The organism is Mycoplasma phocimorsus (assembly GCF_030077875.1).
Classification (GTDB): Bacteria; Bacillota_I; Bacilli_A; order Mycoplasmatales; family Metamycoplasmataceae; genus Mycoplasma_H; species Mycoplasma_H phocimorsus.
Genome location: NZ_JASEJT010000005.1, coordinates 115,720 through 141,879 on the forward strand (window position 1 = coordinate 115,720; position 26,160 = coordinate 141,879).

Below are 26,160 nucleotides of genomic sequence, written 5' to 3' on the forward strand. Positions count from 1 at the left end.
GCATTAATATAATCTTTAATTATGTTATTATTATCATATGAAATTATTTAATGAAAGAATATTACCAGCGATATTCATGTTAATAGTAGTATTAATTTTCTCATTTGTTAGTCAATATTTTGGCTCACAAAATGGAGCCATAGGCTTTGGAGCTAGAACTTTTTCTTTGATCGTTTTTAGTATTTTGATTATCTTAGCTTTTTTTGAAATAGGCAAAGTCTTTAAATTTGGGATTATTACTCAGTTTATAATTATTTTGATTGCACTTGTTATATTTTTGGCGCCATTACCTAATGATTTTTTAAACCCAAATTTAGATATTGCTTCACAAAAAGTTGCCCTTTATTCTAACATTATTTCAAAATATTTAACAACTTTTTTTACATCATGATATACATATGTTTTAGTAATTATTTTATATTTTTTATTGCTAGTTCGTGAACTAATAATAAATAAGAAATCACTAAAAGAAATAGGCACACTTAATTCAATTATTTATCGAATTAATTTATTCATAATTCCTGCTATTTTTATTATTTTAGGAATTAAATTTCTTTATTTGCTTAGTTTTAGTAATTATTTAATTTATTTATTAATTATATTAATACCAATAATAAGTGATATAACAGGATATTTTGTTGGTGGATTAATAGGCAAGAAAATTATTAAAAGAGGCTTATCGCCAATTTCTCCAAAAAAATCTTGAGAAGGCGCAATAGTTTCTTTTGTAATTAGTTCAATAACTATTGCATTATTTTTGAGTTTAACTCCCGCATTAGATAATTTTGATTTATTAAAAGATTCAATTGCGAAAATAAGCACTATAAGTGTTTTTAGTATTATATTGCCTATTGGAGCTATTTTAGGTGATTTAATTTTTTCTTTAATTAAAAGAGTTTGAAAAGTTAAAGATTATTCAAATGTTTTTAAAGGTCATGGCGGATTGTTGGATCGAATTGATTCTCTTTTAGTAGTTTCGAGCATTTCTTGTATTTTAATTACATTAATTTCATTTTAAATAAAATAATTGTTTCTAATAATTATATAATGTTAAAAATAAAAAAAATATCAAGCACATGAGTGTCGTACTTGATATTTTTTTTACTTACTTTCAAAATTTTTAACTACAACAATTAAATCATCAATTACTTTTGGTATATCATTAAAACTTTTTAATATGGTTCCTGATGCGTGAGCATGACCACCACCACCTCATTTAACAGCTACATCTCTAATAACAGGCCCATTAGAACGAAATTCAGTTCTAATAGCATTTTCACTTTCTTGTAAAAAAGTAACTCAAACTGGATAGCCTTCAATATTTCCAATAGCATTTGCATACATACCATTTTGCGTTGTCTTATTATATTTTGCTAAATCTTCAAGAGTAATAATTACTGAAGCTACACCATTTTTAGTTTCCATTTTATTTAATAAAAATGAATTATATTTAATAGATTCAAGTGATGTTAAAGAAAGAATTTTAACAATTTTATTTCTTTCAGCACCCATGTCCATTAATTTAGCTACAGTTCTAAGTGTTTTAGAACTTGTAGCAGGAAATTGAAGACGGCCCGAATCAGTGTGAATGCCCAAATAAAGAGCATTCAAAGCTGGCACAGGCATTTTTCATTTCATACTTATACACATTTCAGCAACCATTTCAGCAGCAGCAATATAGCTTGAATCAACTCATCTGAAACAATTATCTAAATCATCTTCATTAGGATGATGATCAATTCTTAATGTTTCTTTAAAGCTATTTAAAGTTAATAATTCTTTAAACTCAATTCTTTCTTTAAAATTAGCGTCAACGATAATAGCTAGAGCTTCTTTCATAAATTCTTCAGAAGGAATTTTATCATGTTTTAATTGTAAAAAATTGTACATATTCTTACTGTCACCAATAGCAAAAATATGTTTTTTAGGAAATGTTGCTTTAAGCACTTCTCTTAACCCAAGTTGTGAACCTAAACAATCGCCATCTGGACGAATATGATGAAATATTACAATCTTGTCATATTTTTTAATAAGCTTAGCCGCTTGTTTTAAACTTCCGATTAACATTATTTATTTTCGCTTTCAAAATTAATAATTTCTTGATTTGCTAAGTCAATAACTTTTTGAATTTCTTCTTTTTTAACCATAGCGCCAGCCGCCTGATCATGGCCACCAGCATTAAATGCTTCAGCAACTTTATTAACCCTAGGACCATTAGATCTTAATCTAGTTCTATAAGATCCATCTTCAAGTTCAATAAAAAATAATCAAATACGATTGTCTTCAATATTAGCCAACGAATTATTATATACAGCTGCCTGATCAGGCGTTATTTTCATTTTATCTTGTAATTCTTTAGAAAAAATATAATATAAAACTCTTCCTTGTTTTTTGAAATTAGACATAATTTCACCAGTTATTTGAATATCCTTCATTGTTTTAGCATATAAATTGTTATAAACAAATTGGATATCAAAATTCGATTTTTTAATTAAGTTTGAAACAGTTTCATATGTACGTGGTGAAGTAGAAGCATATAAGAATCTACCTGAATCAGTTGTTATGCCAAGGTAAATGTGTTTGGCAGCATCATAAGGCACTTTCATTTTTTTCTTTCAAGCAATGTAGGCAATTTGTTCAGCAGCAGCTACATAACTTGAATCTACTCATTCATAATCATAATTAATATCAGCAATAACTGGATGATGATCAATTCTTAATTTGTGAGTAATTCTTTCGTCTAGTAATAATTCTGATTTAAAAATTCTATTTGCATTAGAAGCATCAACAATAATACCTAATGAGTTTTCAAATTGAACATCTTCTCACTTATCAAATTTATAATTCATTCATTCAAAACTATTATTATTATCTCCAATTATATAAACATTTTTATTTGGGAAATTAGCCATAATTAATTGTGCTAAACCAAATTGAGATCCCAAACAATCACCATCAGGTCTGGTGTGGTGAAATATTATAATATTCTTATGTTTTTTAATTGCATTAAATGCAATTTTATATGATCCTATTATCATTAAGCCCCTTTTCTGTATATTTAAATTTTATAGTTTAACTACGCAATTAATTATAATTTAATTTCTTTTATTAAAATAAAGTTTAAACTTAAGATAAATTTATTTAAAATTTTTAATTTTTATTAAATTTAAAAACATTAATTCAATTAATCTATAGCATAAAATTTTCTAATAATTAACTTCGAAAGAACTTTCTATTTAAAAAATTCTAAAATTTATATTCATCTTTTAAATATTAAATTCATTTCTTTTAATAAAGATTCAACTTGATAAATAAGAGCATTATTATTTGTATTACTATTTTTAATCTTATTTAATAATTCTTGAGCTTTTCAAGCCCTAGTATAAAATTCATAATAATAATTTTCTTTTGAAATTTTTCCCAATGATTTTATTTTTTCGTAAAAAATATAAAATTTTTGTTCCTTTTTACTAATTGCATATGCCTGACGTTGTATTTCATTTGATTTATATTTTTTTCATGTATTAATAAGAAGATTAATATCAACTAAAAGTGATTGTAGCTTAAAAATATTTTCCTCTAAATTATTTTTATTCTTTTCAATTAATTGAAAAATTGTTTCAATAAATGATTCTCGAAAATAAATTTCATACTCATAGTGAAAATTTTGCAGTTCATCTCTTCATTTTTCTCAACGATCTATTTCTTTGTTTTCTTTAATATTAGTAAGAAAATAATAAAATTTATTAGCAATACTAAGAAAAATTAAGTGAAGCCATTTGTTAGTATAATCATCATTTTTATCGCCCTCTCTAGCAAAAGAAGCTCACTCATTTAAAACGCGATTTTGATTAATTTTTCAATCATTATATAATGATTTCAATTGAATAATATTTTTATCTATAGCACTATTATTAGTAAGTTTCACGTAACTTATTTCTTTATCAATTTTATTTATTTGTTGAATAATTTCTTCAATATTTTGTGAGCAAGAGATAAACATTACATTACTCATAAACGGCAAAGAAATTATTCCAAAATTTCTAATAATTTTTTTCCACATTTATATCACCTTTTAGTTATATATATTTATGTATATTTTATAATTAATATGATAAATTATATTTTTATTAAATTTAAGATAATAAAAGAAGTTTATCACATCATGAAAAAGGAGGTAAAAATTGAAAATAAAAAAACTATTATCTAGGGCAGCTATTATAACAGGATCTGCCGCTGCTCTTGGAACTGTTTTGTTTATTGGATCTGCCGTATTAGCATCTGGTTTAAAAAATGCTGGTTTATTCAGGACAAAATATGATGTTATTAAACCATCATTAACATATGCTAATCATAATTTTGCCGATAAAACATTTGAGCAGAATAATGATAATGAAATTGTTATTGCTGTAACTTGAACAATTGGTAAAGATCAATATGCAACATTAGAAAAATTAATAGAAGTTTTTAATGATAAATTTAAAGATAATAAGTACTATGTTCCTGTAAAAATTAAAAATATTGGATCAGGATATGGCGCTGGATCACAAAAGGTTAAGTTAGATTTACAAGCTAGAAATAACGGCTCTTTTGTTAATGCTATCTTTAATTATTCGCCCGTAGCATCTGATCTAGCTAGTTATGGGATGTTATTAGATCTTTCTGATGAAAGACCCGAGCTTTCAACAGGAACTGACCAATTCTCAAGTATTGTTTTGAATGGAGATAAAACCACTTCAAACATTATTAATAAAGGTACATGAATGTTACCTTTAGTAAAAAGTACAATTATGCAATCTGTATCTGCTCCAGTATTAGGTTACTTGTTGCAAAAAATGAGAGAAAATGGAGCAGTAATTGACCCTTCATTTGAAGCGGAATATCAACATATAGTTGAATTAAGTTTACCTGATAGAGATTTTATTAAAGAAAAATGAGGAGATGTAATACCCGGTACAGATTTTGCTGGATTAAATATTTCTAAAGATACTTTTTTAATATTTAATGATTTAATTGATTTTGCAATAGAAGCTAAAACTAAATTTACAAAAGCTAAAGAAAATGATGAGCTTGCAATATTAGGGATTGATGGAATTTCAGGATTTATTCAGTCAATATCATATGCCTCAGTAGATGGTAACGATTCAGAAAGATTTACAAATATTCAAAAAATTATTAATAAGTCGACTGGTGAATTGTATAACCGAATTGTTAACTTTAATGATTTTGAAAACACAGAAAAAGCATTTAATAAAAAATTAGAAGTTATTTTTAAAAAATTAAAATTAGCATTTCAAGCAAAAGCTGTAAGGATACCTGAAGGCGGAGATTACAATTCCAATTATCAAAAAGATCACAGATCAGTACTTACATATGGTTCAACAGCCGGTTATGCGTTTAACTTTGATAACAAGAAAACAAAAAAATCAGTATTTTTTGGTAATACAAAATTAGAAACTAGCGATAAATGCCTTGATTTTACATTAAAAGCCCAAGATAACCATATTTCATTTAAAAGAAGTAATTCAAAATTAGAAGATAAAATTTATAAATTTGGATACACAGGAAGGGCAACACCATTTGATTTTATAGCTCAATCACAAGAAGCATATAGTTTATTTGAAAAATTAACAGCTGAAACTGAACAAAATATTAATAGAGGGTTAACATTTATTAAGAAAACTCAATATGAAACACTTAAAAATCAACTAGAGCAAAAATTAACAATTAAAAATATTGGCGAGTTTAAAAGAAACAATGATATTTATGTAGCTCTACTTTTAGATAATAGAATCTCAGACATTATTTTAAATTTTGATGGGTCTGAAAAAGATTTAGAAGCTTGAAAAAAAAGCATGTCTCAAGAAGAGTTACTAATTTGAGAAACACCAAGTAAGTGATTAAAATCTGACCAGAAAAAAGTTTACTTTGCACAAGGGCCTAATTTTATTGGAATACATGCCAATTCAAGAGAAGATGATGGAGTTAAATTATTTGCAAGGTTTCTTTCTTCAAATGAAAAATATAATATTTCTGGAGAAATTCAAGGTAGAGCATTTAATTATAATGCAATTACTCCTTCAGAATTCTTAACAAGACAAGCTGGCTATATAGCTCCTATTAAAGGATTTGAAAATATTGATTTTCAAAATAATGATGAATTAAATCCTGCTGTTAAATTAGCAGCAAAAATTTATAAAAAAGCAATTACAGAACCAAATGAATATCAATTATTTGAAGAATTTGGAGATCCAAGAACAGAATCATTTAGAGGTTCTCTTGATGGCGCTTTTAGAGGTTCTAATAATGCATCTAGAAGTGGGAAAAATATTGGCACTTATAAAGAAGAAATTATTGATATCGTCGTTAATGGCAATCAAAGTATTTTTAGAAAATAAGGATTATTATGAATAAAAATAAATTAAGAAAAATTCTTTTTGGAGTAGGTTTAAGCACAATTGCTATTGTTCCCTTAACATTTATTATTTCAGAAGGATTAGAAGCTTCAACAAGATATGATTTTAAGCTTGAAGATATTCAAAATGGTTCATTTGGTGATGTTAAATTAAAAAATGAAATTGCTTTAGAAATTAATCAACAAGTAAATATAAATAGAGTAGAAAAAATTGTTGACATAACAAATGAAAAAGGTGAAATTGTTGATGCTATTGAATTTCCGAAAGATACTGATGAATTAATTATTCAAAAAGAAAAATTTGATGAAGCAATTAAAAAACAAATTCTAGCTAATATTAAAGATACATATTCGATAAATTCAATCGTTTTATCAAGTGATCAATTTAAAGATAAAAATTTAAAAATACCTTCAAAATTTAAAACTTTTTTAAGTAATGGTGCTTATTTTAAAATTGAGTCAGTAGCAAGAAGACAAAAACCTGCACAAGCAAAAAAAAGAAATTTAAATGATTTTTTCGAAAAAATTAGATTTACTTCTGAAAATAATAATATTGATGTAGAAACCGTATTTTCATTAGGTCTATATACCAAATTTAATCGTAGAGTTCTTGGCGTTTTAAAAGAAATAACATTTGATTCACATCTTGAGCTTAAAAACTTACCATCTGATATGAAAACTAGATTAGAAAATTCAAGATTTGATTTTAATAATCCTACTGTTAAAAAAATTAATGTTGATTGAGAAAAGATTCCTTGATATGAAGGCGAAATTATTTCATGAGCTGATGGCGACACTGTAAGTGTTAAAATTACTGCTAACAATAAAGTAAATTATATTGAAAAACTTTCTATAGGAAATGAAGTTAAAGTAAGAATTAGTGGTATTGATACACCTGAAAAAAGTGTAGGTAGAAAAAGAGCTAGTGAATTCGAATATCAATATGCTGAAGTTTCTTCAGCATTTGGACCACATTTTGCCAAAGCCGGTGAAAAAATTAGAATGATTGGTACCGGGTTAGATACATTTGGACGTGTAACTTCTGATGTTTACAAAGGTGCAAAAGAAGATGAATTTAATGTTTCTTACTCAGTTGAAATGGTAAGAAATGGATACACATTACCTATGGATGCTTCAGGGTTTAAAAAAGAACAAACTACACTAGGTACATTATCATATTATTCATATTTTGAATTAGGTAGAGCTCTTAAAGAAGCCGTTGATAAACAGGCAGGATTTTTCGTTGATTATCGTATTCCATTTTGAGCTTCAACATTTATTTATAAAATTAAACAAAATACTGGTTACACAATGTTCCTTGATACTAAGGGTGATGAATATACTGTTTGAGCGCATAGAAATGAATTTTATGTAAGTGGTGAAACTAGTGATAAATTACCGCTAGACGAACATAAAGAAAAAGAAAAAAAATAAGAGGAAGAATATATGAATGAGAAACAAATGAAAACAACTATTGAATTAGATTCACTAGAGTTAGAAAGATTGCAGAAAGAAATATTAACAAAAAAAGAAGGAGAAGTTGAATCTAAACCAGCTATTGAATTACAAAATGTATCAATTGACTTTGGCGAAACATTAGCTGTTGATGATGTAAGCTTTAAAATTCCTGAAGGAAAATTAATTACCCTTTTAGGGCCATCAGGCTCTGGGAAAACAACTACGCTAAATGCTATTTCTGGTCTTTTAACAATTACTGGCGGAAAAATATTTTTTAAAGGTAAAGATGTAACCAAATTATCTCCTCAAAGAAGAAAATTAGGATTCGTTTTCCAAAATTATGCTCTTTATCCACACATGAGTGTTTATGATAACATTGCATTTCCACTAAAAAATGATGAAATTTGACAATCAAAATTTAAAACAAAAAAAATAAAAGCAATTTTAGATATTGAAGCTATTTACTTAAAACATTTAGGAGCTTCAGAAGAAGAATTAAATACAATTCAAAATTTATTTAAAGTATACAAAGAATTACCAAAAGTAGCTGATATTGAATATTCAAACTACATTTCTGAATCAAAATACGCTTTAGAAAGTGCTAAAACAAACTTTAAAATTTCTGAAATTCACTATAAATCAGATAAAAATAAAAATGCGCAAAGTATTTTAGAATCGCTAGAAAATTCAAAAAGACATTTTGCTAAACAAAAAAGAGATATTGCAAGAAAATTTGCTATTTTAAAAGCTAATGGCGAATTACCAACATTTTATGAAAAATCAGTTGTTCTTCCAACAATTGAAAACACAATGTTTAAGCAAAAATATATTGAAAATAAAGAAGAATTAATTGCAAAATTAGAATCACTTGAATCAACAGTATTTAAGTTAACAACAGAAGATAGAGAAAAATTTGATCAAAAAGAACAATTATTATCTTCAAAAATTGAATATAAATTAAAGGCAACAAGATTATTTTATAAAAACTTAATTAATAATAAATTAGAAATAGAAAAACATGCGCCATTAATTGCTAAAGCAAAAGAATTATATTTAGAAGAATTAAAAAAATTTAATGAGGAAAAATTTGAAGTTAAAGAAAAAACAGCAAGATTATTACGTAATTTAAATATTTTACCTTCTTTAGCAAAAAGAAAATTAGATGCATACTGTAAAGAAATTGCTGCCAAGTATGATTTAAAAATGGTTATGGATCAAGATAAAAAATTTAATAATGTTAAACTTTCAGATGATGATCGTAATAAAATTTTTGAATTAAATAAAAACGTTATTTCACTTTCGGATGCTATTCATAATGAAGTTATGGAAGTAGCAGAAAAAGTTGATATTAAAAAAATTCTTGCTAAAAGACCTACAAGGCTTTCAGGGGGTCAACAACAAAGAGTTGCTATTGCGCGAGCAATTGTTAAAAAACCAAGTATTTTATTAATGGATGAGCCCCTTTCTAATTTAGATGCTAAATTACGTATCTCAACAAGACAATGGATTAGAGATATTCAAAAATCACTTGGAATTACTACAGTATTTGTTACTCATGATCAAGAAGAAGCTATGTCAATTTCAGATATTGTTATTTGTATGTCCACTTCAAAAGTACAACAAATTGGTTCACCAATCGAATTGTATAAAAAACCAAGTAATTTATTTGTTGCAAGATTCCTTGGGATGCCTGAAATGGGTATTTTAAAAGGTAATATAACTTCAAATGGTTTAAATATTTTAAATACTAATTTTCCTTCAATCGTAGTTAAAGGTAACACTTCATCTCAAATTCATGTAGGAATTAGAGCTGAAGATATTATGCTTTGCGATCCAGGAACTTTAGACTCATTTACAGGAACTATTCATAGCGTTGAAAACTATGGTAAAGAAAGTAAATTAATTGTTACAGTTGATGAAAATGGAAGCGAAACTAATATTAATGTATTAGTTGATAATTCGAAAGAATTTATGGTTGGTGAAAATATTTCATTTACTATTCCGCTAGATAAATTAAATATCTTTGATGTTGAAACAACATTAAGGTTGAATTATGAAAATAACAGAAAATAATATTATAAGTAAGTCACCACTTTTATATAAATTTGGTGTAAAGCAAAATGCAAAAAAGAAATGAGATTCATTAGCTGGATCAGTTGTTGATAAAAAAACACCAGCTTACCAGCCGCTTCTTTTCCTTCTTCCAGCATTAATTGTTTTAACAATATTTACAATTATTCCATTTATATTTAGTATCTTTTCATCAATATTTGTAATTAGAGATGGAAAAAGTGTCCTTTCACTTGAAACATACTCTGCAGTATTTAATGATCCAGCATTTGCAGTTGGATTTAGAAACTCATTAATGTTCGGTATTATCGTATTACCATTAAAAATGGGTATATCATTATTAATATCTTCATGTATTGCTACATTAGTGAGAGCAAAAGCTAAAGGTTTTTGACAAACAGTATTCTTCTTGCCATATGTGACAAATATAGTTGCTGTTTCTTTAACCTTTGTACAATTCTTTTCACCAAATGGTTTATTTAATAAAATATTTGGTCTTGGAGAAGTAAATTATTTATCCAATACAGGAATTGAAGCTCAATCTTCATTTTTACCACTTGTAGTTGTTTTAGTTCAAGGGGTATGATCAGGATTAGCATTTAATGTTTTAATCTTCACAACAGCGATGTTAGTTGTAGATAAAAACTTATATCGTTCAGCATCTGTTGATGGAGTTAATGGTGTGAAACAATTTTTTAGTATTACATTACCATCAATTAAATCAACAACAACATTCCTTGTTACACTTTCAATTATTGGAGGTATTAAAATTTTTCCATTAGCATTATTTGAAAATAATACAGAAAATGCTATTCAAAGTGGTGGATCAACAATAATGCTTTACGTATATAAACAAACAAACTCTGGAGACTTACCGAAAGCTTCAGCATCAGCGATTTCATTATTCTTAATCGGGGTAATATATTCTGTAGTAGTTAGGGGAGGATTTAAAGCCATTTCTCGCGCTTCAGCAAATGTAGGAGAATATAATGTTTGAAATAAAATTAAAAAGACAACTAAAGAAATTTAAGTCTTATAATGATAAGATTAAAGAAAAAACAAATAACGCAGTAAGAGAAACTTCATTACTTTATTTACTTACAACTTCCTTTTTCAAGATATTTGTTTTAGTATTCTTTGGTCTATTAATTATTTTCCCCTTTGCATTTATGATTTTACTTTCATTAATGCCCGATCATCAAGCTGAAAACTTAAAAAACACATTCTCATTTTTTCCAGAAGATTTTGGTAAAAATGCTTGAATGAATTATAAACTAGCGCTTAATTTAGAATATTTTAGTGCTTTTGGACTTACATTCGCAAATGTAGTATTTTCAGTTACTGTTAAAATTTTCTTAACAATGCTAGCTGGTTATGCATTTTCAATTAAAAAATGAAGAGGTAAAGAAGTTCTTTGAGTATTACTACTTTCTTTATTAATTCTTCCTGATGTTGCTTTGCTTTCAGGTCAATATAAAGTAATTAAATTACTTGAATCAGTAAAAATTACTAATAAATTCTTTAATGGGTTTATTGGTAGAGTAATGATTATTGGTATACCATTTGTTGCTTCAGTATTTAACATTTTGATGTTTAGAAATGCATTTAGCATGATTCCATCAAGAATTAAAGAAGTAGCTGCAATTGATGGTGTAGTTGGTTATAGATATTTATTTAAAATCGCTGCCCCTATGGTAATGCCAACTACATTGACAGTGGTAATTCTTACAGCTTTAGTTTCTTGAAACGCTTATTTATGGCCTAACTTAGTAGCTGGAACTGATTATAAAATTATGTCTGTATGATTATTCTCAGTAGGTAGAGTTGATCGTGGTGGCACTGTACAAGTTTTAAGTAATGTTAAAATGGCTGGTACAATTGCTTCAATTCTTCCAATGTTTATCTTCTTCTTCCTATCACGTAAAAAAATTATGGGAGCAGTATCAAGACAAGGGAGCGCAATCAAAGGATAATATATGAAAAAAAGTATTAAATTACAAACTATTATTTGAGGTTTCTATTTTCTGATTTCAGTTATTGCAATTATTATTGCATCAATCTGACTTCATAATGGATACATTGTACAAAATGTTTTAAAAATCGCAGACATTAACACAACATATTTAACACAATCAAATGCTGCAATTTCATTTGCTATCGGTATTATCTTTTTTGCTTCAATTGTTATTATAATTGGTGCATTTGTAATTATTGCTGGTATTAAATCATGAAATTATAAGAGAGTAGAACAGGAATAAAAATGAAGAAAAAATGATTATTTAGCCTTGCATTAATTTTTGCTCCACTTACAGCAGCAACTACTTCTTGTATGTTTAGCATTGCGCCTGAAGTATTACGAGCACAAAAATTAGCCACAGAAAATTATATTTATAATTTTGATTATGCAAAAAATTATCCTGAAGCAACTCAAAATGAAATTCGGTTTGCTAATGAGGTAGTTAAAAAATCTAGAATTTTAACTTTTAGAGAAAAATATACAAAATTATCAATTAGAATAAGTAAGGAATTCAATAAATCAATTCTTAATTCATTAACATTAAATGATGCTAAAAAAGTTATTATTAATATCTTCAAAAATACACCACTTGCATTTAATGTTTATAAATCAATTGATGAAATGGTTGTTGAAAAAATTCAAAATATTATGCAAGATGGCAAAAATGTTCAAGTTAAGGAATTAACGTTAGTTGATGCACCTGAACTACCTTTTGATTTAATTGGTGACTACTACCAAAATGTTTTTGATGGAATTTTAGCAAAACACAATAACTCATTTGAACAAAGTTATACTGAAATTATTAAACAATTAGTAAATTGGGGTGTTGATTTTAATATTATTAATGATATTGAAGGAAAAAAAGGTATTTATGATGTATTTAACCCTATTTATGCTACACAGAATTTACTTGATATTACTCAATTTCAACCTACAGAAGATACATTGTTTTTTGAAGAACCTTTTGATTTAAAACAAGATAAAGAGCTAATTGAAGAATTTCTTAAAGATCCTTATACTTTCAAAAAAGCTCACAAAGAATTATTTAAACAAAACTGATCTGATAATGTAACTAAAAACTGGAGCAAAATATTTACTCGTAAAGCAAGAAGAGAAAATATTTTAAGAGCACTTGATTCATTATTATTCTTTAATAATTTAACAAAACATATTAAAACTAATATAACACCAGGTATTCTTTATGATTCAAAAGAAAACCAAAATACTTTAACTTTTATTTATGAGGTTAATGAAGGAAATGGTTGAAAATATTATAATGTATTAGAAGATATTAAAAAATACAAAGCAAATTTACAAGTTAAACTAACTGCAATAAATGGTTTTGTTCCTAATTTCTGAATGTTTGCTCCTTCTTTCGAAGAAAGAGAAGATACCAAATTTGATTCAGTAAAAGGATTAAGTTATTCATTTGATAAAATTACTAACATTGAACCAGCAAATATTGCTTATTTAACATATGATCAATTAAAAGAGTTATTCAAATACTCATTAGCTTCGAGTGATTATTACAAAGAAGTTTTTCAAAATCAATGAAAAAATGAAGCTAAAAAAGTTGAAGAAAATATTAAAAAAGATCAGGTAAAGCTCTCTTTAGTAATATAAAATATTTAAATTTGTATCACTATTTATAATAGTAATAAAGGAGAAAAAAGTGAAATTTAAGAAAATATTATTAGCTTTAAGTGTACCTAGCGTTGTACTTACGGCTGCTGCTGTAGCAATTTCTTGTGGTGAAACAAAAGAAAAATCAATAGAAAGAAAAAATATTCTTTCAGTAAATATTTTAAAATCAAAACTTTCAGATGCTAGTTCAGAAGCAGGTGCACTTGCGCTATTAGCTTCGGGACAAAAAGTAGGAAGACATTTTACAATTACTTCAGCTGCTAAAATAGTAGGTAATAAAATTGTTTTCAAAGCAATGGAAGCGAATGGAGCAGAACAAGAGTTTCAATTTGAAAAAATGGATGTTCTACCCGAATTTGAAGCACCTAAAATGGAAGAACCTAAACAAGAATTAAAACCAAATACTAATTTAAATGATTCTCAGCAAGTTAAAGAAGCAAAAGCATATGCTGCCAACTTGGTAGTTAATTATAAAGAAAGATTTGCTCCAGTTTCTTGAGAAGAAATGTCCAATGAAGATGGAAGTTTAAAACAAGAAGATTTTACTGTTGTGAATAAAGCAAATGGTTATAAACCAATTTCAGAAGATCGTTATTTATTTAGTAATATTAGATGAGCAAATAAAAAAGTAAGCGATTTTGAATTAAATCAAAATAAAAGATTTATTACTTTTGATTTAAAAAATGAAGTAACAGGCACAATAATTAATGCAAAAGCAGTATTTAATAAAAAAGAAACTGACTATTTATTCTCAGGCGGATTTAGACAAGCTACTGAAGAAGAAACTAAAAAGGTTCAAGATGAATTTATTTCAAAACTTCAAGTAACAGAAGCAGGTAAAAACATTTTAGCAAAATTAAAAATTGGAGACAAAGTTTGATATGATGCTAAGGATGACAAAATTTTTGATAAACCAAGACGTATTGATAATGATAGTTCAAAAAATTATTCAAAAGATAAAACCGAAGTATTAACACTAACTTCAAACGTTAAAGATTATGAACCAAGAGCAGAAAAATGAGTTAATACAAAAGAATCAGCAACTCAATTTGTTGTTACTAAAGTAGAAGGAAGAAAAATTACACTTACTTTTAAAGTTGTACATAACATTTTCCAAGGTAAAAAAGACGCAGATAAATTTATTACCAAACCTTTAACTTTAGAATTATCATTCTAATTTGAAAATCAGGAATTACTACCTGATTTTTTTTCTATATTTTTTAATACTTTTAGTTATAAAGTAATAATATTTTCCTTATTTTTAAATAATTAAAAAAATATTTTTATTATAAGCATGAGATTTAAGCATTTAAAAATTTTGTTGCCGTTATTAGTAATTTTTTTTATTACAAGTGGTGTGGTAATAAATTTTGCTAATAGTGCCAATTATAATAGTATTACTAAAAGTGAAGAAAGAATTAAAGTGATAGTTGAAGGTGCAATTTATTATCCAGGCGAACATTATTTTAAAATGAATATAACGCTAAGAGAAATTTTATTTATTTTAGTATTAAGAAATGATGCCGATATTAGTAAAATAAATCTTGAAATGACTATTAAATCGCCATTTAAAATTTATATTCCTTTTAAAAAGCAAAGTCAAAAAATTTTATTTTCAAAACTAGAAGAATTTTCGCAAATAAAAGAATTTCAAATTCCATTTAAAATATTTAAAAAATTAATTGATTTTAAAAAACAAGGAAAGAATGTTACATGAAAAAGTATAAGTGAAATTCCCGGGATTGGAACCATCTATTTAAAACGATTAAAAGATATTCTGATTTTAGATTTACTTTAATTTATAACCTTATATCTTCTATATCTTTAATATTTTGTCTATATTATTGTTCATACATTTTTTATATTACATTGTTAATATTTTTAATAAGCACTATATTAATTTTGCAAAATAAATATAGCATTATTTTACACATTATATTAATTGCTTTGATTTTAACTATTTATTTTTTTAAAAACCAAAATTTAACAATATTGAAACAAGTTAATGGCTATGTAATTCAAAAAAACAAAAATGGTTTTATTCTGCAAACAGATGATGCTAATGTTTTTGTATTTTGAAAAAATGATATTAAATTATTTTCGCAAATTAATATAACTGATTCATTTAATGATATTGACATTAATAAATTAGATTTAAATTTTAAAAATTATTTAATATCTAAAGATGTATTTTTTTTAATTAAAGCCAAAGAATTAAATAGTAATACCAACAATTTTAAATCTATATTTTTTTCATGAATAGAAAGCAAAGGCATGATTTTTTCTTCATATATAAAAGCATTAATTTTTTCAATAAATATATCAGATAATAATTTAAAAAATAGCTTAAAAGCTTTAAATATTCTTCATTTATTTGTGATATCAGGATTTCATATTTCAATACTTACTAAATGCTTTAACTTAATTTTTAAAAAAATAAAATATAATAATGAAATTAGTATATTTATATTAATAGTATATTGTTATTTTATAGATTTTCCTATTCCTATTACTAGAGCTCTTTTAATAATGATTATTACACATATAAACAAAAATATTTTTCACAATTCATTAAATAAATTTTCAATTGTTTTAATAAGCATGCAACTATTTCTTATTTTCAATATATTTAATATTTACTCAATTTCTTTTATATTAACGTATTATTTTACTATTTTCACAACTATTTTTAGTAGCATAAAAATAAAAAGCAAAATAATTAAAACGTGCTGTTTTATTTTGCTAATTTCTTTATTATCTTTTTTTATAAATATAAAATTAAATTCATCATTTAGTAGTATGTTACTACTTAATAATATTATTTTTGGCATTATTTTTAGTGTTATTTATCCAATATTATTCTTTAGTTGAATAATTATACCTTTTTCTAAAATTATTATTAATTGTGTTGATTTTCTTATTAAATTTAGCGCTAAGTTTAATTACGCATGAAATATTAATTATGATTTAAGTATTGTAATAATAATTATTTGTATTAGTATATTTTTTATATTACTTTATTTTTGCTATAAAAGCAATAAACCTAAGTTCTGAGTTTTATGATATTTATAATAGCTGTAATTTTAAGCTATAGTTTTTAAGCATTATTAAAAAAGTAAGGAAGTTGCAAAAAAATAATTTGAAGCTTTGAACTATAAATTAATATTAAAAATATTAAAATTATTTCAACAAAAGATAATAGAAAATATAAAACAGATATTTAACTATAAAATTAATTTTTAACTTTTTTATATATTAATTTAAATTTTTTAATAACACACAAAAACTAGATACAGTAAAAAACTAATTATTAGCTACCAAATCAGTTAATTATTAATTTGCTACATCAATAAAATTTTTGATCATTGCTTGAATTCTTTTTCTTTCAGGCTCAATATTTACAATTTTGATATTTACAATTGCCTCAGTTTTAAATCTTGAATCATTTCTAATTTCTAAAGATAAATAACTATTATTAATGAAAGCATTAATTTTGAATCCAAAATATATAAAAACTCCAAAATCAGTTATGTTTTTAATAATACCTTCATACTCATTTTCTATCTTAATATCATTAATATCATTAATATTCATTTTAAAATTAGGAATATATTTATTTTCTCTGACATCTCTATATGGAAAAATTAGTGAGTCTAATATCAATTGAACTTCTTGTTCATTAGAATTAAGTTGTTGTGCCAATAATTTAGCATCTATTTTTTTTACTAATTCTTTATCTATATTATTTAAATCAAGATTAATAATTTTAATAAGATTATCAGCAACATGATAAGTTTCAGGATGAACAAAAGTTCGATCAAAATAATAAGGAGAATCACTTATTCTTAAAAATCCAATCGCTTGTTGATATGCTTTTTTAGAAATCCCTTTTACTTTTTTAATATCTGCTCTAGTTTGAAATTGACCATTTTGTTTAATATAATCTATAATTTTTTGTGCACTATTAGGTGTAATTCCAGATATATGAGAAAGTATTGCCTTACTTGCACTATTAACCTCAACACCAACTTGATTAACTACTTTCAATATTTTAAAATCAAGCGCTTGTTTTAATTCTTTTTGATCAACGTCATGTTGGTATTGTCCAATACCTAATGATTTAGGATCAATTTTAACTAATTCATTAAGTGGATCTTGAAATCTTCTTGCTATATTAATGGCACTTCTTTGTTCTACACTTAAATTTGGAAATTCTTCTATAGCAATTTTAGAAGCTGAATAAACACTAGCGCCAACTTCTGACACAACTTTTAAATCAATTTTAAGATAATTTTTTATTAAAAATTCTCTTATAAAGCTTACTGTTTCGTTTGAGGCCGTTCCATTTCCTATCACAATTTGATTAATATTGTATTTTTTAATTAAATAAAGAAGATCTTTTTCATAATTAAAAAATAAATTTCTTTTTGTTATATTAATCAATGAAACATTAAGTAATTTTCCTATTTCATCAATTATTGCAATTTTACATCCTGAAACAAAACCTGGATCTATTGCTAAAATCCTTTTATTTTTTAAAACAGGAGAAAGCAATAATCCTTCTAAATTATCTGAAAATTGTTTAATAGCGTTTTTGGATGCAGAATCAAATAAGTCATTTTTAATTTCTCTTTCAATAGAAGGAAAAATTAGACGCTCAAGTGCATCAATTAAAGATTTATGAATTATTTTTCCTGTTGTTGGTATTTTAAAATATTTATTATTTAATTGGTGAATAATAGGTGCTTTATAATATTCTAATGAATAGGAAAGAATTTTTAATGATTCTGCTCTAGAAATAGCCATAACTTGATATGATTTAATATTTCTGATTGAACATGAAAAATTATAATAATTTTTAAAGGTTTGATTTTCATCAATAGCATTCTTTTTAATTTTGCTTACAATTTTTCCATATTCTTCTATTGATTTTTTAACATAATTTCTTGTCGAAATATCTTGCGAAATAATTTGAGAAATAATATATGATGCCTGTTCAATAGCAAATTCAATGTTAGTAATTTTATCATTTATAAACTTTTTAGCTTCATAATAAGGGTTAAAATTTTTATTAGTGTTGTTTAAAATTTCCTTAGCAAGCGGCTCTAAACCTAATTCTATTGCAACAGAAGCTTTAGTTTTTTTATTTAATTTATAGGGTTCATAAATTGCTTCTAAATTAGCTTTTGTTTGAGTATTATTAATTTCATTTAAAAGCTCTTGAGTTAAGAGTCCTTTTTCTTTTAATATTTCTTTAATTGCTTCTTTTCTTTTTTCTAATTCATGAAAATATTTATATTTAACATTAATTGCTTCAATTTGTTCTTCATCAAGATTTCCTGTTTCACTTTTACGATATCTAGCTATGAAAGGAACAGTATTTTCTTGTTGCAATAAATTCAAAGTAGCAATAATAGCACTACTTTCAATTTTTAATTCATCGACTAAAAGTCGAATAACTTTATTTTGAATCATCTTTTTTTGTTAATAAATTGAAATCATAATTAACAATTTCAAATTCTTTAGGTGGTAATGCAAAAAATGTTTGTGCTTGATTAGTAAAGGGATCAATAAAAGAAAGCTCAAAAGCATGAAGATATTGATTAAATGAATTATGTGAAGTTCCATATATTGGGTCATTAAAAATTGGATGTTTTATATATTCAAGGTGAACTCTAATTTGATGAGTTCTACCAGTTTCAAGTTCACACTCAATTAAACTTAATTTTTCTTCTTTGTACATAAATCTTTTTAATACTTTAATATGCGTAATAGCATTTTTTGAATTATCATTAGTAACAACCATTTTTTGTCGATTATTTGTTCTCCTTCCAATTGGTAAATTAATATGATATATATTTTGTTCCAGTCATTCTTTCACTATGGCAACATATTTTCTTTTAATAGTATGATCTTTAAGTTGTTGAGCCAAAAGATTATGAGCTTCATTATTTTTGGCTACTATTAAAAGACCAGTTGTATCTTTATCAATTCTATGAATTATACCTGGTCTTAATAAGCCATTATTATTAGAAAGATTATTTTTAAAATAATACATTAAGCCATTGACTAATGTATTTTCATAATGACCTGGAGATGGGTGAACTACAACATTATTTTCTTTATTAATGATGACATAATTATCATTTTGAAATATAATATCAATATTCATTTTTTGGGGAATAATATTTACTTGTTTATCAATGATTCTAGAAATATGAATCTCGCTTCCTTCTTTAGGAATATAGTTAGGCTTTCTAACTACAATTCCATCAACTTCAACAGCACCCTCTTTTATAAGAAATTTAATATCATTTCTAGTAATATTAGAATTATCACTAATATATTTATCAATTCGTTCTTTATAATTTACTTTTATATTTAACATTATTCTATTATATTAAATTAATAAGTTTTATATTTTATATTAAAGTAATGATATGTCAGTAAATAGTTTAATAATATTAAATATTGCTTTAAATATTGATTTAATAATTTTTGAAATTGCTTGTAATTAATATATAATTTAATATTATTTTTTAATAATGAATTTAGAAAGGAAACTAATTGAAAAAGGTTGCATTATTTGTAAAAAATAAAATATTTTGAACATTTATTTTACTAATTAGCGTTTTATCTGTTTTTATTGGAGTATTGATTTTTAAGATGAAAAATCCTTACAAACCAGCTTTTTTTAACTATTCTTCTTATATTTCAAAAAAAAATAGAGAAGAGATGGAAAAAACATTTACTTATAAAGAATTTGGAACTGTTATTGAGTTTAAAAATGCCCTAGAAAAAGAACAAGCAGCAGCAGGAATTCTTCCGGCCTCAGAAGCAGCAAGACTAGTTAAGGAAGATAGAATTAGAAAAATTGATTTTAATCAAGTTTTTAATTTAAAAGGTGAAAGAATTTTAAAATCTACTAATGAAGTCAAAAACTTTATTCAAAACATTGTTACACCAATTACTTGAAGACAACTAGAGTCATATGATGAGTATTTAAAAAATACATTAGATAAGAAAAAAAATAAAATTGAAGATCGACATTTATGAGAGTATTTTTTACCTTATTATTCTCAGGAATATGTAATTGCTTATAGTTCACATAAAAATGGCGGGAAAATACTTGAAGGTGTTCAAGATTATGAACTTTCATGATTTGAAATTTTAAGCAAACTAAAAGAATTAGGCTATCAAAATATAGCTATTACTAATGATTTAAGAAATAATATAGCTTTAGGTACTACTAGACTTTTATCTAAAAATAAAGCTGATTTTTTCATAGAAAATAATGGAAAATTAACTAAAGATGATTATGTTGATCAGTTAGATTCGTTTCAAAAATTAATTGAAGAGTCACTTGATGTTAAAATTACTCAACATGATAAAGTATTATTTGAGCCTGATGGTTCAAACCTTCTTGATAAACTAATTATTAAAGAGTCTAATATAAATCTTGGAATTTTATTTAATGGTGATGGTTTAGATGCATTTTATTCAGAAGATAATAATAAAGATGTAGAAGAAGGTTCAGTAAGAATTATTAAGCCTAAACAAACTGTTATTACACTTGATGGGATTATTATAAATAATTCAGTTTCTGATGAAGAAGTTGGTACATATTTACAAAGATTAAACACTTCGCTTTATAGTCATGAAAAATATATAAATTACGAAGATTTTAATGATTATTCACTTTTAGAAAAAAAATTAGAACAACATAAAATTATTAATGAAGATGGTGAAGAAGAAATCGATTATAGTGCAGTTAATTTTGCAAGTAATTTTGACTTTATCAACTATACCCCTGTTTATAAAATTGAGTATAATTATTTTTTAGATAATTATTTTGATGATGATGAAAAAGGAAGATTAGCATTCAATATTTATAAAATTGATAACAATAAAGCAATATTCCTTCAACCAATTGACAAAGAACTAGATGCCCAAGCTAGAATAAAATTTAATAATATTGTTTCTAATTAAATACTTAAAAATACAAAAATAAAGCACCTATTTTAAACTAGGACAAAAAATGGCACTCTTTTATAGAGTGTCCTTTTGTGTTCTAGTCTACTGTTTAGATATATTATTATTTTTTAATAAATTGTTTTTCACTCTTAATTTTTGCTATTTCTTCACAAAAAAATTATATTTTTTATTTTTTCTTACAACTTATATTTTCAGAAAAACTTTGCAACTATTCAAATTTTTATTTGAATATATTTAATATTGTAATGCTATTGTGTCATCTTTTAATTCAATATTAGGTAAGGGTTCATGTTTAATTCTTCTTAATATTTAAATTCTTTTTAGAGACATCACGAAGTTGCAATAATAAACAAGCCAGTAAAATATTTCAGCTGTCAGCAATTTATACCTTAAAAATAACATCATGTAAAACACTATTTTTCAATATTGATTTAAATCAACTTTTTTAAATTAAAATCTAATTTATCATTTGAAAAATATATAAATCAAGTAGAATTAATTTTATTAAATGTATATTATTTTAATATTAATATAGCATAATAATTTACTTGTTTTTTATGCAACTTAAATAAAAAAAGATAACCAATTTTTAACAAATTATTAAGTTTGTAAACCTTTTTACACAATAATATAAAATTATTTTTATTGAACTTGTTTAAATTATTCTATATTATTAGAATATGAAAAATGAAAAAACATTAGTTATTGTTGAGTCTCCAAATAAAATAAAGGCTATAAAAAAATATTTAGAAAAAAATAATATAAATTGCGATGTTGAAGCGACAAAAGGTCATATTGCCATTCTTCCTTCAACTGGTAAAGATGGATTGGGAATAGATATAGAAAATTGAATACCCCTTTATAAAGTTGATCCTGAAAAAAGAAGCGTTGTCGCAAAATTAAAAAAATTAGCTAAATTAGCTAATAAAGTTGTTATTGCGACCGACCATGATCGTGAAGGCGAGGCTATTGCAGAAAACTTAATAGAATATTTAGATTGTAAAGATAAATATTCAAGAATAGTATTCAATGAAATTACTCAAGAAGCAATTATTAATGCCTATAACAATCCCGGATTATTAAATGAAGATTTAGTTAATGCTCAAAAAGCGCGAAGAATGTTAGATAGAATATTAGGTTATAAGTTAACAAATTTAATGAAAAAAAATATTAAAAATTCTGTTTCTAAGCCTTCAGCAGGAAGAGTTCAATCTATAGCTCTTAAGCTAGTTTGCGATAAAGAGAAAGAAATAGAAAGTTTCATTCCAGAGCAATATTACTTAATTAAAGCACATTTAGCAAACAATATTACTGCTAATTATTTTAATAATGAATTAATTGGCGATAAGGAAAGAGTTAAAGATAAAAAAATTGCAGAAAATATTTTGAATTCATTAAAGGGCGATTTAAAAGTAGTTGATATTAAAACTATTACTAAAAATGATCCTATCATTACCCCTTTAAAGCAAGCAACACTTTTTAAAAAATGTCAATTGTCATCAACAACAGTTCAAGCATGTGCTCAAAAACTTTATGAGGGTTTTGGTGAAGATGGTGGAATTATTTCGTATCCTCGTACTGATTCAACCAGATTTTCAGCTTCATTTATTGAAAAAGCAAAAGATTTTATTGCCAAAACTTATGGTGAAGAATATGTTGCAAAAGTAATTAAAGGATCTTCAGGTGATCAAGATGCTCATGAAGCTATTAGACCAACATCACTTAAATTAACGCCAAAAAAAGCAAAAGAAAAATATAATCTTACATCAGCAGAATACACAGTTTATAAATTAATTTATAATACTACACTTAAAGCATTAATGCTTCCGCCTAAACGTAATATTACTACTTATATTTATAATAACAATAATAATAAATTTAAAAACAGTTTTTCTAGTTTTGAATTCGAAGGATATAAAATTATTAACGATGAAAAAGAAGATATTAATTTAGATCCTAAATATGCTATTAATGATTTAGTAAAAGTAAATAAATATACAAGTGATTTTCATGAAACTAAACCGCCAGCCAGATATACAGAAGGTTCATTAATAAGTATGTTAGATGAAATTAAAGTAGGGCGTCCTTCTACTTTTGCAACTACTGTACAAATTCTTAAAAATAGAGAGTATGCTATTAAAGATTCTTCTTACTTAAAACCAACAACATTTGGAAAAATAGTTAATGAACAATTAATTAAATTTTTTCCTAAAATTATTAATGAAAAGTACACTGCTTTTGTAGAGAATGAATTAGATTTAATTGCCAATGAAGGTAAAAAAGTTTCTGAAGTAATGAATGAATTTAATAATGAATTTACATCATCATTAGAAGAAGCTACTAAAATTATCGAACCAGTTATTTTACAACAAAATATCTTAGCAGATCCCTGTCCTATTTGTGGTGCGGCTGTTGTAGAGCGTAAAAATAAAAAAGGTGATAAGTTTGGTGGATGTAGCTCATTTCCTAATTGTAAGTTCACAATTTCAATTCCTAAGCTTAAGCATATTAAAGTTAATTAAAAACATAATATATAAAATTAACAAAATAAAAAAACAACAGTTTAAAACAAAATATAATTTATGTTAAATTTTATTTTTGCAGCTCTAATATAAATTTAAAATCAACAAAAAAGTATAAAAAAATTAAATAGTTTTGTAGCAAAAAATGAATTTGTAAATTCTTTTTGCTATTTTTTTTAATTTATTAAAATTAATTTAATTACATTTTTTTCATTATATTTAATGATTTTTTTTGTATATAAAATTGCAATTTTAGTTGTTTTTATATAAAAGTCTATATTTATCCTTTCTTTAGTATGAAAATAAATAATTTTTTAGAAAAAACAAGTTTTCATTTATATTTAAGTACATAGAAAGGATGAGACATAAACATAAAAAGAAAATTATTATTTGGAATAATTTTTTCTTCATTATCTGCAACTGCAATAGTTGCAACTTCTTGTCATATTAATAATAAGTTGAAAGAAGAATTGGCAGATGCAAAAATTTTGGAGAAAAAAATAAGAGGAACAGAAATTGATGTTCAAGTTGATCCTGTTTTATTATTTAAAGCTGATGATCTTGTAATTGAAAATAAGGAAGATTTATTATCTTTAGCAGACGAAAATAAACTGAAAAGCGAAAATTTAGTTATTGAAGAAGAAACAAAAAATTTAGAAAAAATAGAACATTCAAAAGAGGAGAAGGCATCGCCCTTAAATAAAGATGTCAAACATTCAGAAAGTCATAATTCTACAAATTGAGCAAAAAATAATCCTGGAAAAACAGCTGCTATCGTTTTTGGTGTTTTAGCTGGCGCCACTTTAACAGGGGTTGCTATTTGACAATTATATGAGCATTTTAAAAATACTCAATATTGAGAGTTTATTGAAGAGATAATTGAAAAAAAATATACAATAGAAGTTACAGAAATAGAAGATATTGTTGAAAAAGAAGTGATTGAATATATTAATTTAACAACAACTGAGAGTAATAAATATTTACAATTATTAAAAATTTGTTTACATTATGCTTATAAAAAAGAAACAAAAAAAATTATTGAAATTGTAAAAAAAATTCATAGAAAAAAAGTAATTAGCAAAAATAAAAAAGAGACACTTTCATGAGAAGAACAAACTCTTTCTGAAATTAAAAATGTTAAAACAACTATAACAAATTTTGGAACAAAAATTTATAAAGAAGAAACATCTTATACTATTGAAGAAAAAAGTAGAACAAAAAAGTAATAATAAATATAACATTAGTACTTAAAAATTAAAACAAAATTATACTACACCACAGCAATTTGCTGTGGTGTTTTTAATTTAAATTTTTTTTATTTAAACTTAACTTTTAAAAATTGAGTAAAAATTTAAACACATTAAATAAAACAAAAAAATATAAAAAAATTCAAGAACTTACTTGAATTTTTATTTAGTTCCAAACAATCTATCACCTGCATCACCAAGACCAGGTACAATATAATTGTCATCATTTAGCTTTTCATCTAAAGCAGCTAAATATATGTTTATTTTTGAATTAAACTCTTTATTAACTTTTTCAACCCCTTCAGGTGAGCCAACTAAACATACAAGCTGAATATTGCTATATCCATCTTCTTGTAACTTTTTAATAGCATCAATTGCGCTGTTTCCAGTAGCCAACATAGGATCGACAACAAAAATATAACTATCTTTCTCTACTTGAGGCATTTTATAAAAATATGTATGAGGTTCAAAAGTAACTTCATCACGATACATTCCAATATGCCCTAATCTTGCTTCAGGAACAAGATTAAGAATACCTTCAGTCATTCCTAAACCAGCTCTCAAAATTGGAACAATAATAATTTCCTTATCAAGCGTTTTACCACAAAATTTTTCAACAATTGGTGTTTGAATAATAATATCTTTAGTTTTATATGTACGAAGAATTTCATATACCATTAAAGATGCTATTTCATTAAGATTTTTTCTAAAGTAAGTATGATCAGTATCTTTTTTTCTCATCATTGTGAGTTTCATATCTATTAAAGGGTGATTCAAAATTTTCAACATATT

At 24.9% G+C, this 26,160-nt stretch carries 20 protein-coding genes; 14 read left to right on the forward strand and 6 right to left on the reverse strand.

Features of this window, described 5'->3' with window-relative positions:
* Positions 1 to 37 precede the first annotated feature (37 nt).
* Positions 38 to 1,018: a phosphatidate cytidylyltransferase gene (locus QMA87_RS00790; protein ID WP_283833545.1), complete on the forward strand. Its 981-nt coding sequence runs from the start codon at positions 38 to 40 to the stop codon at positions 1,016 to 1,018.
* Between the two features lie 83 nt (positions 1,019 to 1,101).
* On the opposite strand, the gene nrnA (QMA87_RS00795) is transcribed toward QMA87_RS00790, so the two are convergent.
* The 3 genes from nrnA (QMA87_RS00795) to QMA87_RS00805 form a co-directional block, all read right to left on the reverse strand.
* Entirely contained in the window at positions 1,102 to 2,067 is a 966-nt protein-coding gene (gene nrnA / locus QMA87_RS00795) for a bifunctional oligoribonuclease/PAP phosphatase NrnA (RefSeq protein WP_283823529.1), read from the reverse strand.
* Positions 2,067 to 3,038 (reverse strand): bifunctional oligoribonuclease/PAP phosphatase NrnA, encoded by a 972-nt coding sequence (gene nrnA / locus QMA87_RS00800; RefSeq protein WP_283833677.1) that lies wholly within the window; start codon positions 3,036 to 3,038, stop codon positions 2,067 to 2,069. Before nrnA (QMA87_RS00800) ends, nrnA (QMA87_RS00795) begins: the two co-directional genes overlap by 1 nt.
* Positions 3,039 to 3,253: 215 nt before the next feature.
* Positions 3,254 to 4,063, reverse strand: coding sequence for a hypothetical protein (locus QMA87_RS00805; RefSeq protein WP_283833546.1), 810 nt, complete (start codon positions 4,061 to 4,063; stop codon positions 3,254 to 3,256).
* A 121-nt stretch (positions 4,064 to 4,184) separates the two neighbouring features.
* On the opposite strand from QMA87_RS00805, the gene QMA87_RS00810 reads away from it, so the two are divergent.
* The 10 genes from QMA87_RS00810 (at position 4,185) to QMA87_RS00855 (ending at position 16,676) form a co-directional block, all read left to right on the forward strand.
* The gene (locus tag QMA87_RS00810) at positions 4,185 to 6,398 is read left to right on the forward strand and encodes a P68 family surface lipoprotein (protein ID WP_283827364.1); all 2,214 of its coding nucleotides are present in this window, start codon (positions 4,185 to 4,187) and stop codon (positions 6,396 to 6,398) included.
* 8 nt (positions 6,399 to 6,406) lie between these two features.
* Positions 6,407 to 7,849 carry a thermonuclease family protein gene (locus QMA87_RS00815; protein WP_283823533.1) on the forward strand — a complete coding sequence of 481 codons (1,443 nt, stop codon included), beginning with the start codon at positions 6,407 to 6,409 and terminating at the stop codon, positions 7,847 to 7,849.
* Positions 7,850 to 7,861: 12 nt separating this feature from the next.
* On the forward strand, positions 7,862 to 9,946 hold the full coding sequence (locus QMA87_RS00820) for an ATP-binding cassette domain-containing protein (protein WP_283823534.1): 2,085 nt from the start codon (positions 7,862 to 7,864) through the stop codon (positions 9,944 to 9,946).
* A complete protein-coding gene (locus tag QMA87_RS00825) occupies positions 9,927 to 10,973 on the forward strand; it encodes a carbohydrate ABC transporter permease (protein WP_283823535.1) in 1,047 nt (348 codons plus the stop codon). The genes QMA87_RS00820 and QMA87_RS00825 overlap by 20 nt, the downstream gene beginning before the upstream one ends.
* The gene (locus QMA87_RS00830) at positions 10,933 to 11,916 is read left to right on the forward strand and encodes a carbohydrate ABC transporter permease (RefSeq protein WP_283823536.1); all 984 of its coding nucleotides are present in this window, start codon (positions 10,933 to 10,935) and stop codon (positions 11,914 to 11,916) included. The genes QMA87_RS00825 and QMA87_RS00830 overlap by 41 nt, the downstream gene beginning before the upstream one ends.
* A gap of 3 nt (positions 11,917 to 11,919) precedes the next feature.
* A complete protein-coding gene (locus QMA87_RS00835) occupies positions 11,920 to 12,201 on the forward strand; it encodes a hypothetical protein (RefSeq protein ID WP_283823537.1) in 282 nt (93 codons plus the stop codon).
* A 2-nt stretch (positions 12,202 to 12,203) separates the two neighbouring features.
* A complete protein-coding gene (locus QMA87_RS00840; protein ID WP_283833678.1) occupies positions 12,204 to 13,583 on the forward strand; it encodes a hypothetical protein in 1,380 nt (459 codons plus the stop codon).
* A gap of 49 nt (positions 13,584 to 13,632) precedes the next feature.
* Positions 13,633 to 14,781: a hypothetical protein gene (locus QMA87_RS00845; RefSeq protein WP_283833679.1), complete on the forward strand. Its 1,149-nt coding sequence runs from the start codon at positions 13,633 to 13,635 to the stop codon at positions 14,779 to 14,781.
* A 117-nt stretch (positions 14,782 to 14,898) separates the two neighbouring features.
* On the forward strand, positions 14,899 to 15,402 hold the full coding sequence (locus QMA87_RS00850) for an MAG0490 family ComEA-like DNA-binding protein (protein ID WP_283827368.1): 504 nt from the start codon (positions 14,899 to 14,901) through the stop codon (positions 15,400 to 15,402).
* Between the two features lie 194 nt (positions 15,403 to 15,596).
* Positions 15,597 to 16,676 carry an MAG0480 family ComEC-like protein gene (locus QMA87_RS00855; protein ID WP_283833680.1) on the forward strand — a complete coding sequence of 360 codons (1,080 nt, stop codon included), beginning with the start codon at positions 15,597 to 15,599 and terminating at the stop codon, positions 16,674 to 16,676.
* A gap of 261 nt (positions 16,677 to 16,937) precedes the next feature.
* On the opposite strand, the gene QMA87_RS00860 is transcribed toward QMA87_RS00855, so the two are convergent.
* The gene (locus QMA87_RS00860) at positions 16,938 to 19,079 is read right to left on the reverse strand and encodes a Tex-like N-terminal domain-containing protein (protein ID WP_283827370.1); all 2,142 of its coding nucleotides are present in this window, start codon (positions 19,077 to 19,079) and stop codon (positions 16,938 to 16,940) included.
* A complete protein-coding gene (locus QMA87_RS00865; RefSeq protein WP_283833681.1) occupies positions 19,066 to 19,992 on the reverse strand; it encodes an RluA family pseudouridine synthase in 927 nt (308 codons plus the stop codon). Before QMA87_RS00865 ends, QMA87_RS00860 begins: the two co-directional genes overlap by 14 nt.
* A 179-nt stretch (positions 19,993 to 20,171) precedes the next feature.
* Here QMA87_RS00865 and QMA87_RS00870 point away from each other — a divergent pair, with 179 nt between their 5' ends.
* The 3 genes from QMA87_RS00870 (at position 20,172) to QMA87_RS00880 (ending at position 25,347) form a co-directional block, all read left to right on the forward strand.
* Positions 20,172 to 21,593 (forward strand): type 2 periplasmic-binding domain-containing protein, encoded by a 1,422-nt coding sequence (locus tag QMA87_RS00870; RefSeq protein WP_283827371.1) that lies wholly within the window; start codon positions 20,172 to 20,174, stop codon positions 21,591 to 21,593.
* Between the two features lie 686 nt (positions 21,594 to 22,279).
* Entirely contained in the window at positions 22,280 to 24,121 is a 1,842-nt protein-coding gene (gene topA, locus QMA87_RS00875; protein WP_283830176.1) for a type I DNA topoisomerase, read from the forward strand.
* 488 nt (positions 24,122 to 24,609) lie between these two features.
* Entirely contained in the window at positions 24,610 to 25,347 is a 738-nt protein-coding gene (locus tag QMA87_RS00880; protein WP_283833682.1) for a hypothetical protein, read from the forward strand.
* 183 nt (positions 25,348 to 25,530) lie between these two features.
* Here the strand turns inward: QMA87_RS00880 and upp are convergent, their stop codons facing one another.
* A complete protein-coding gene (gene upp / locus QMA87_RS00885; protein ID WP_283823547.1) occupies positions 25,531 to 26,157 on the reverse strand; it encodes a uracil phosphoribosyltransferase in 627 nt (208 codons plus the stop codon).
* Between the last annotated feature and the right edge of the window lie 3 nt (positions 26,158 to 26,160).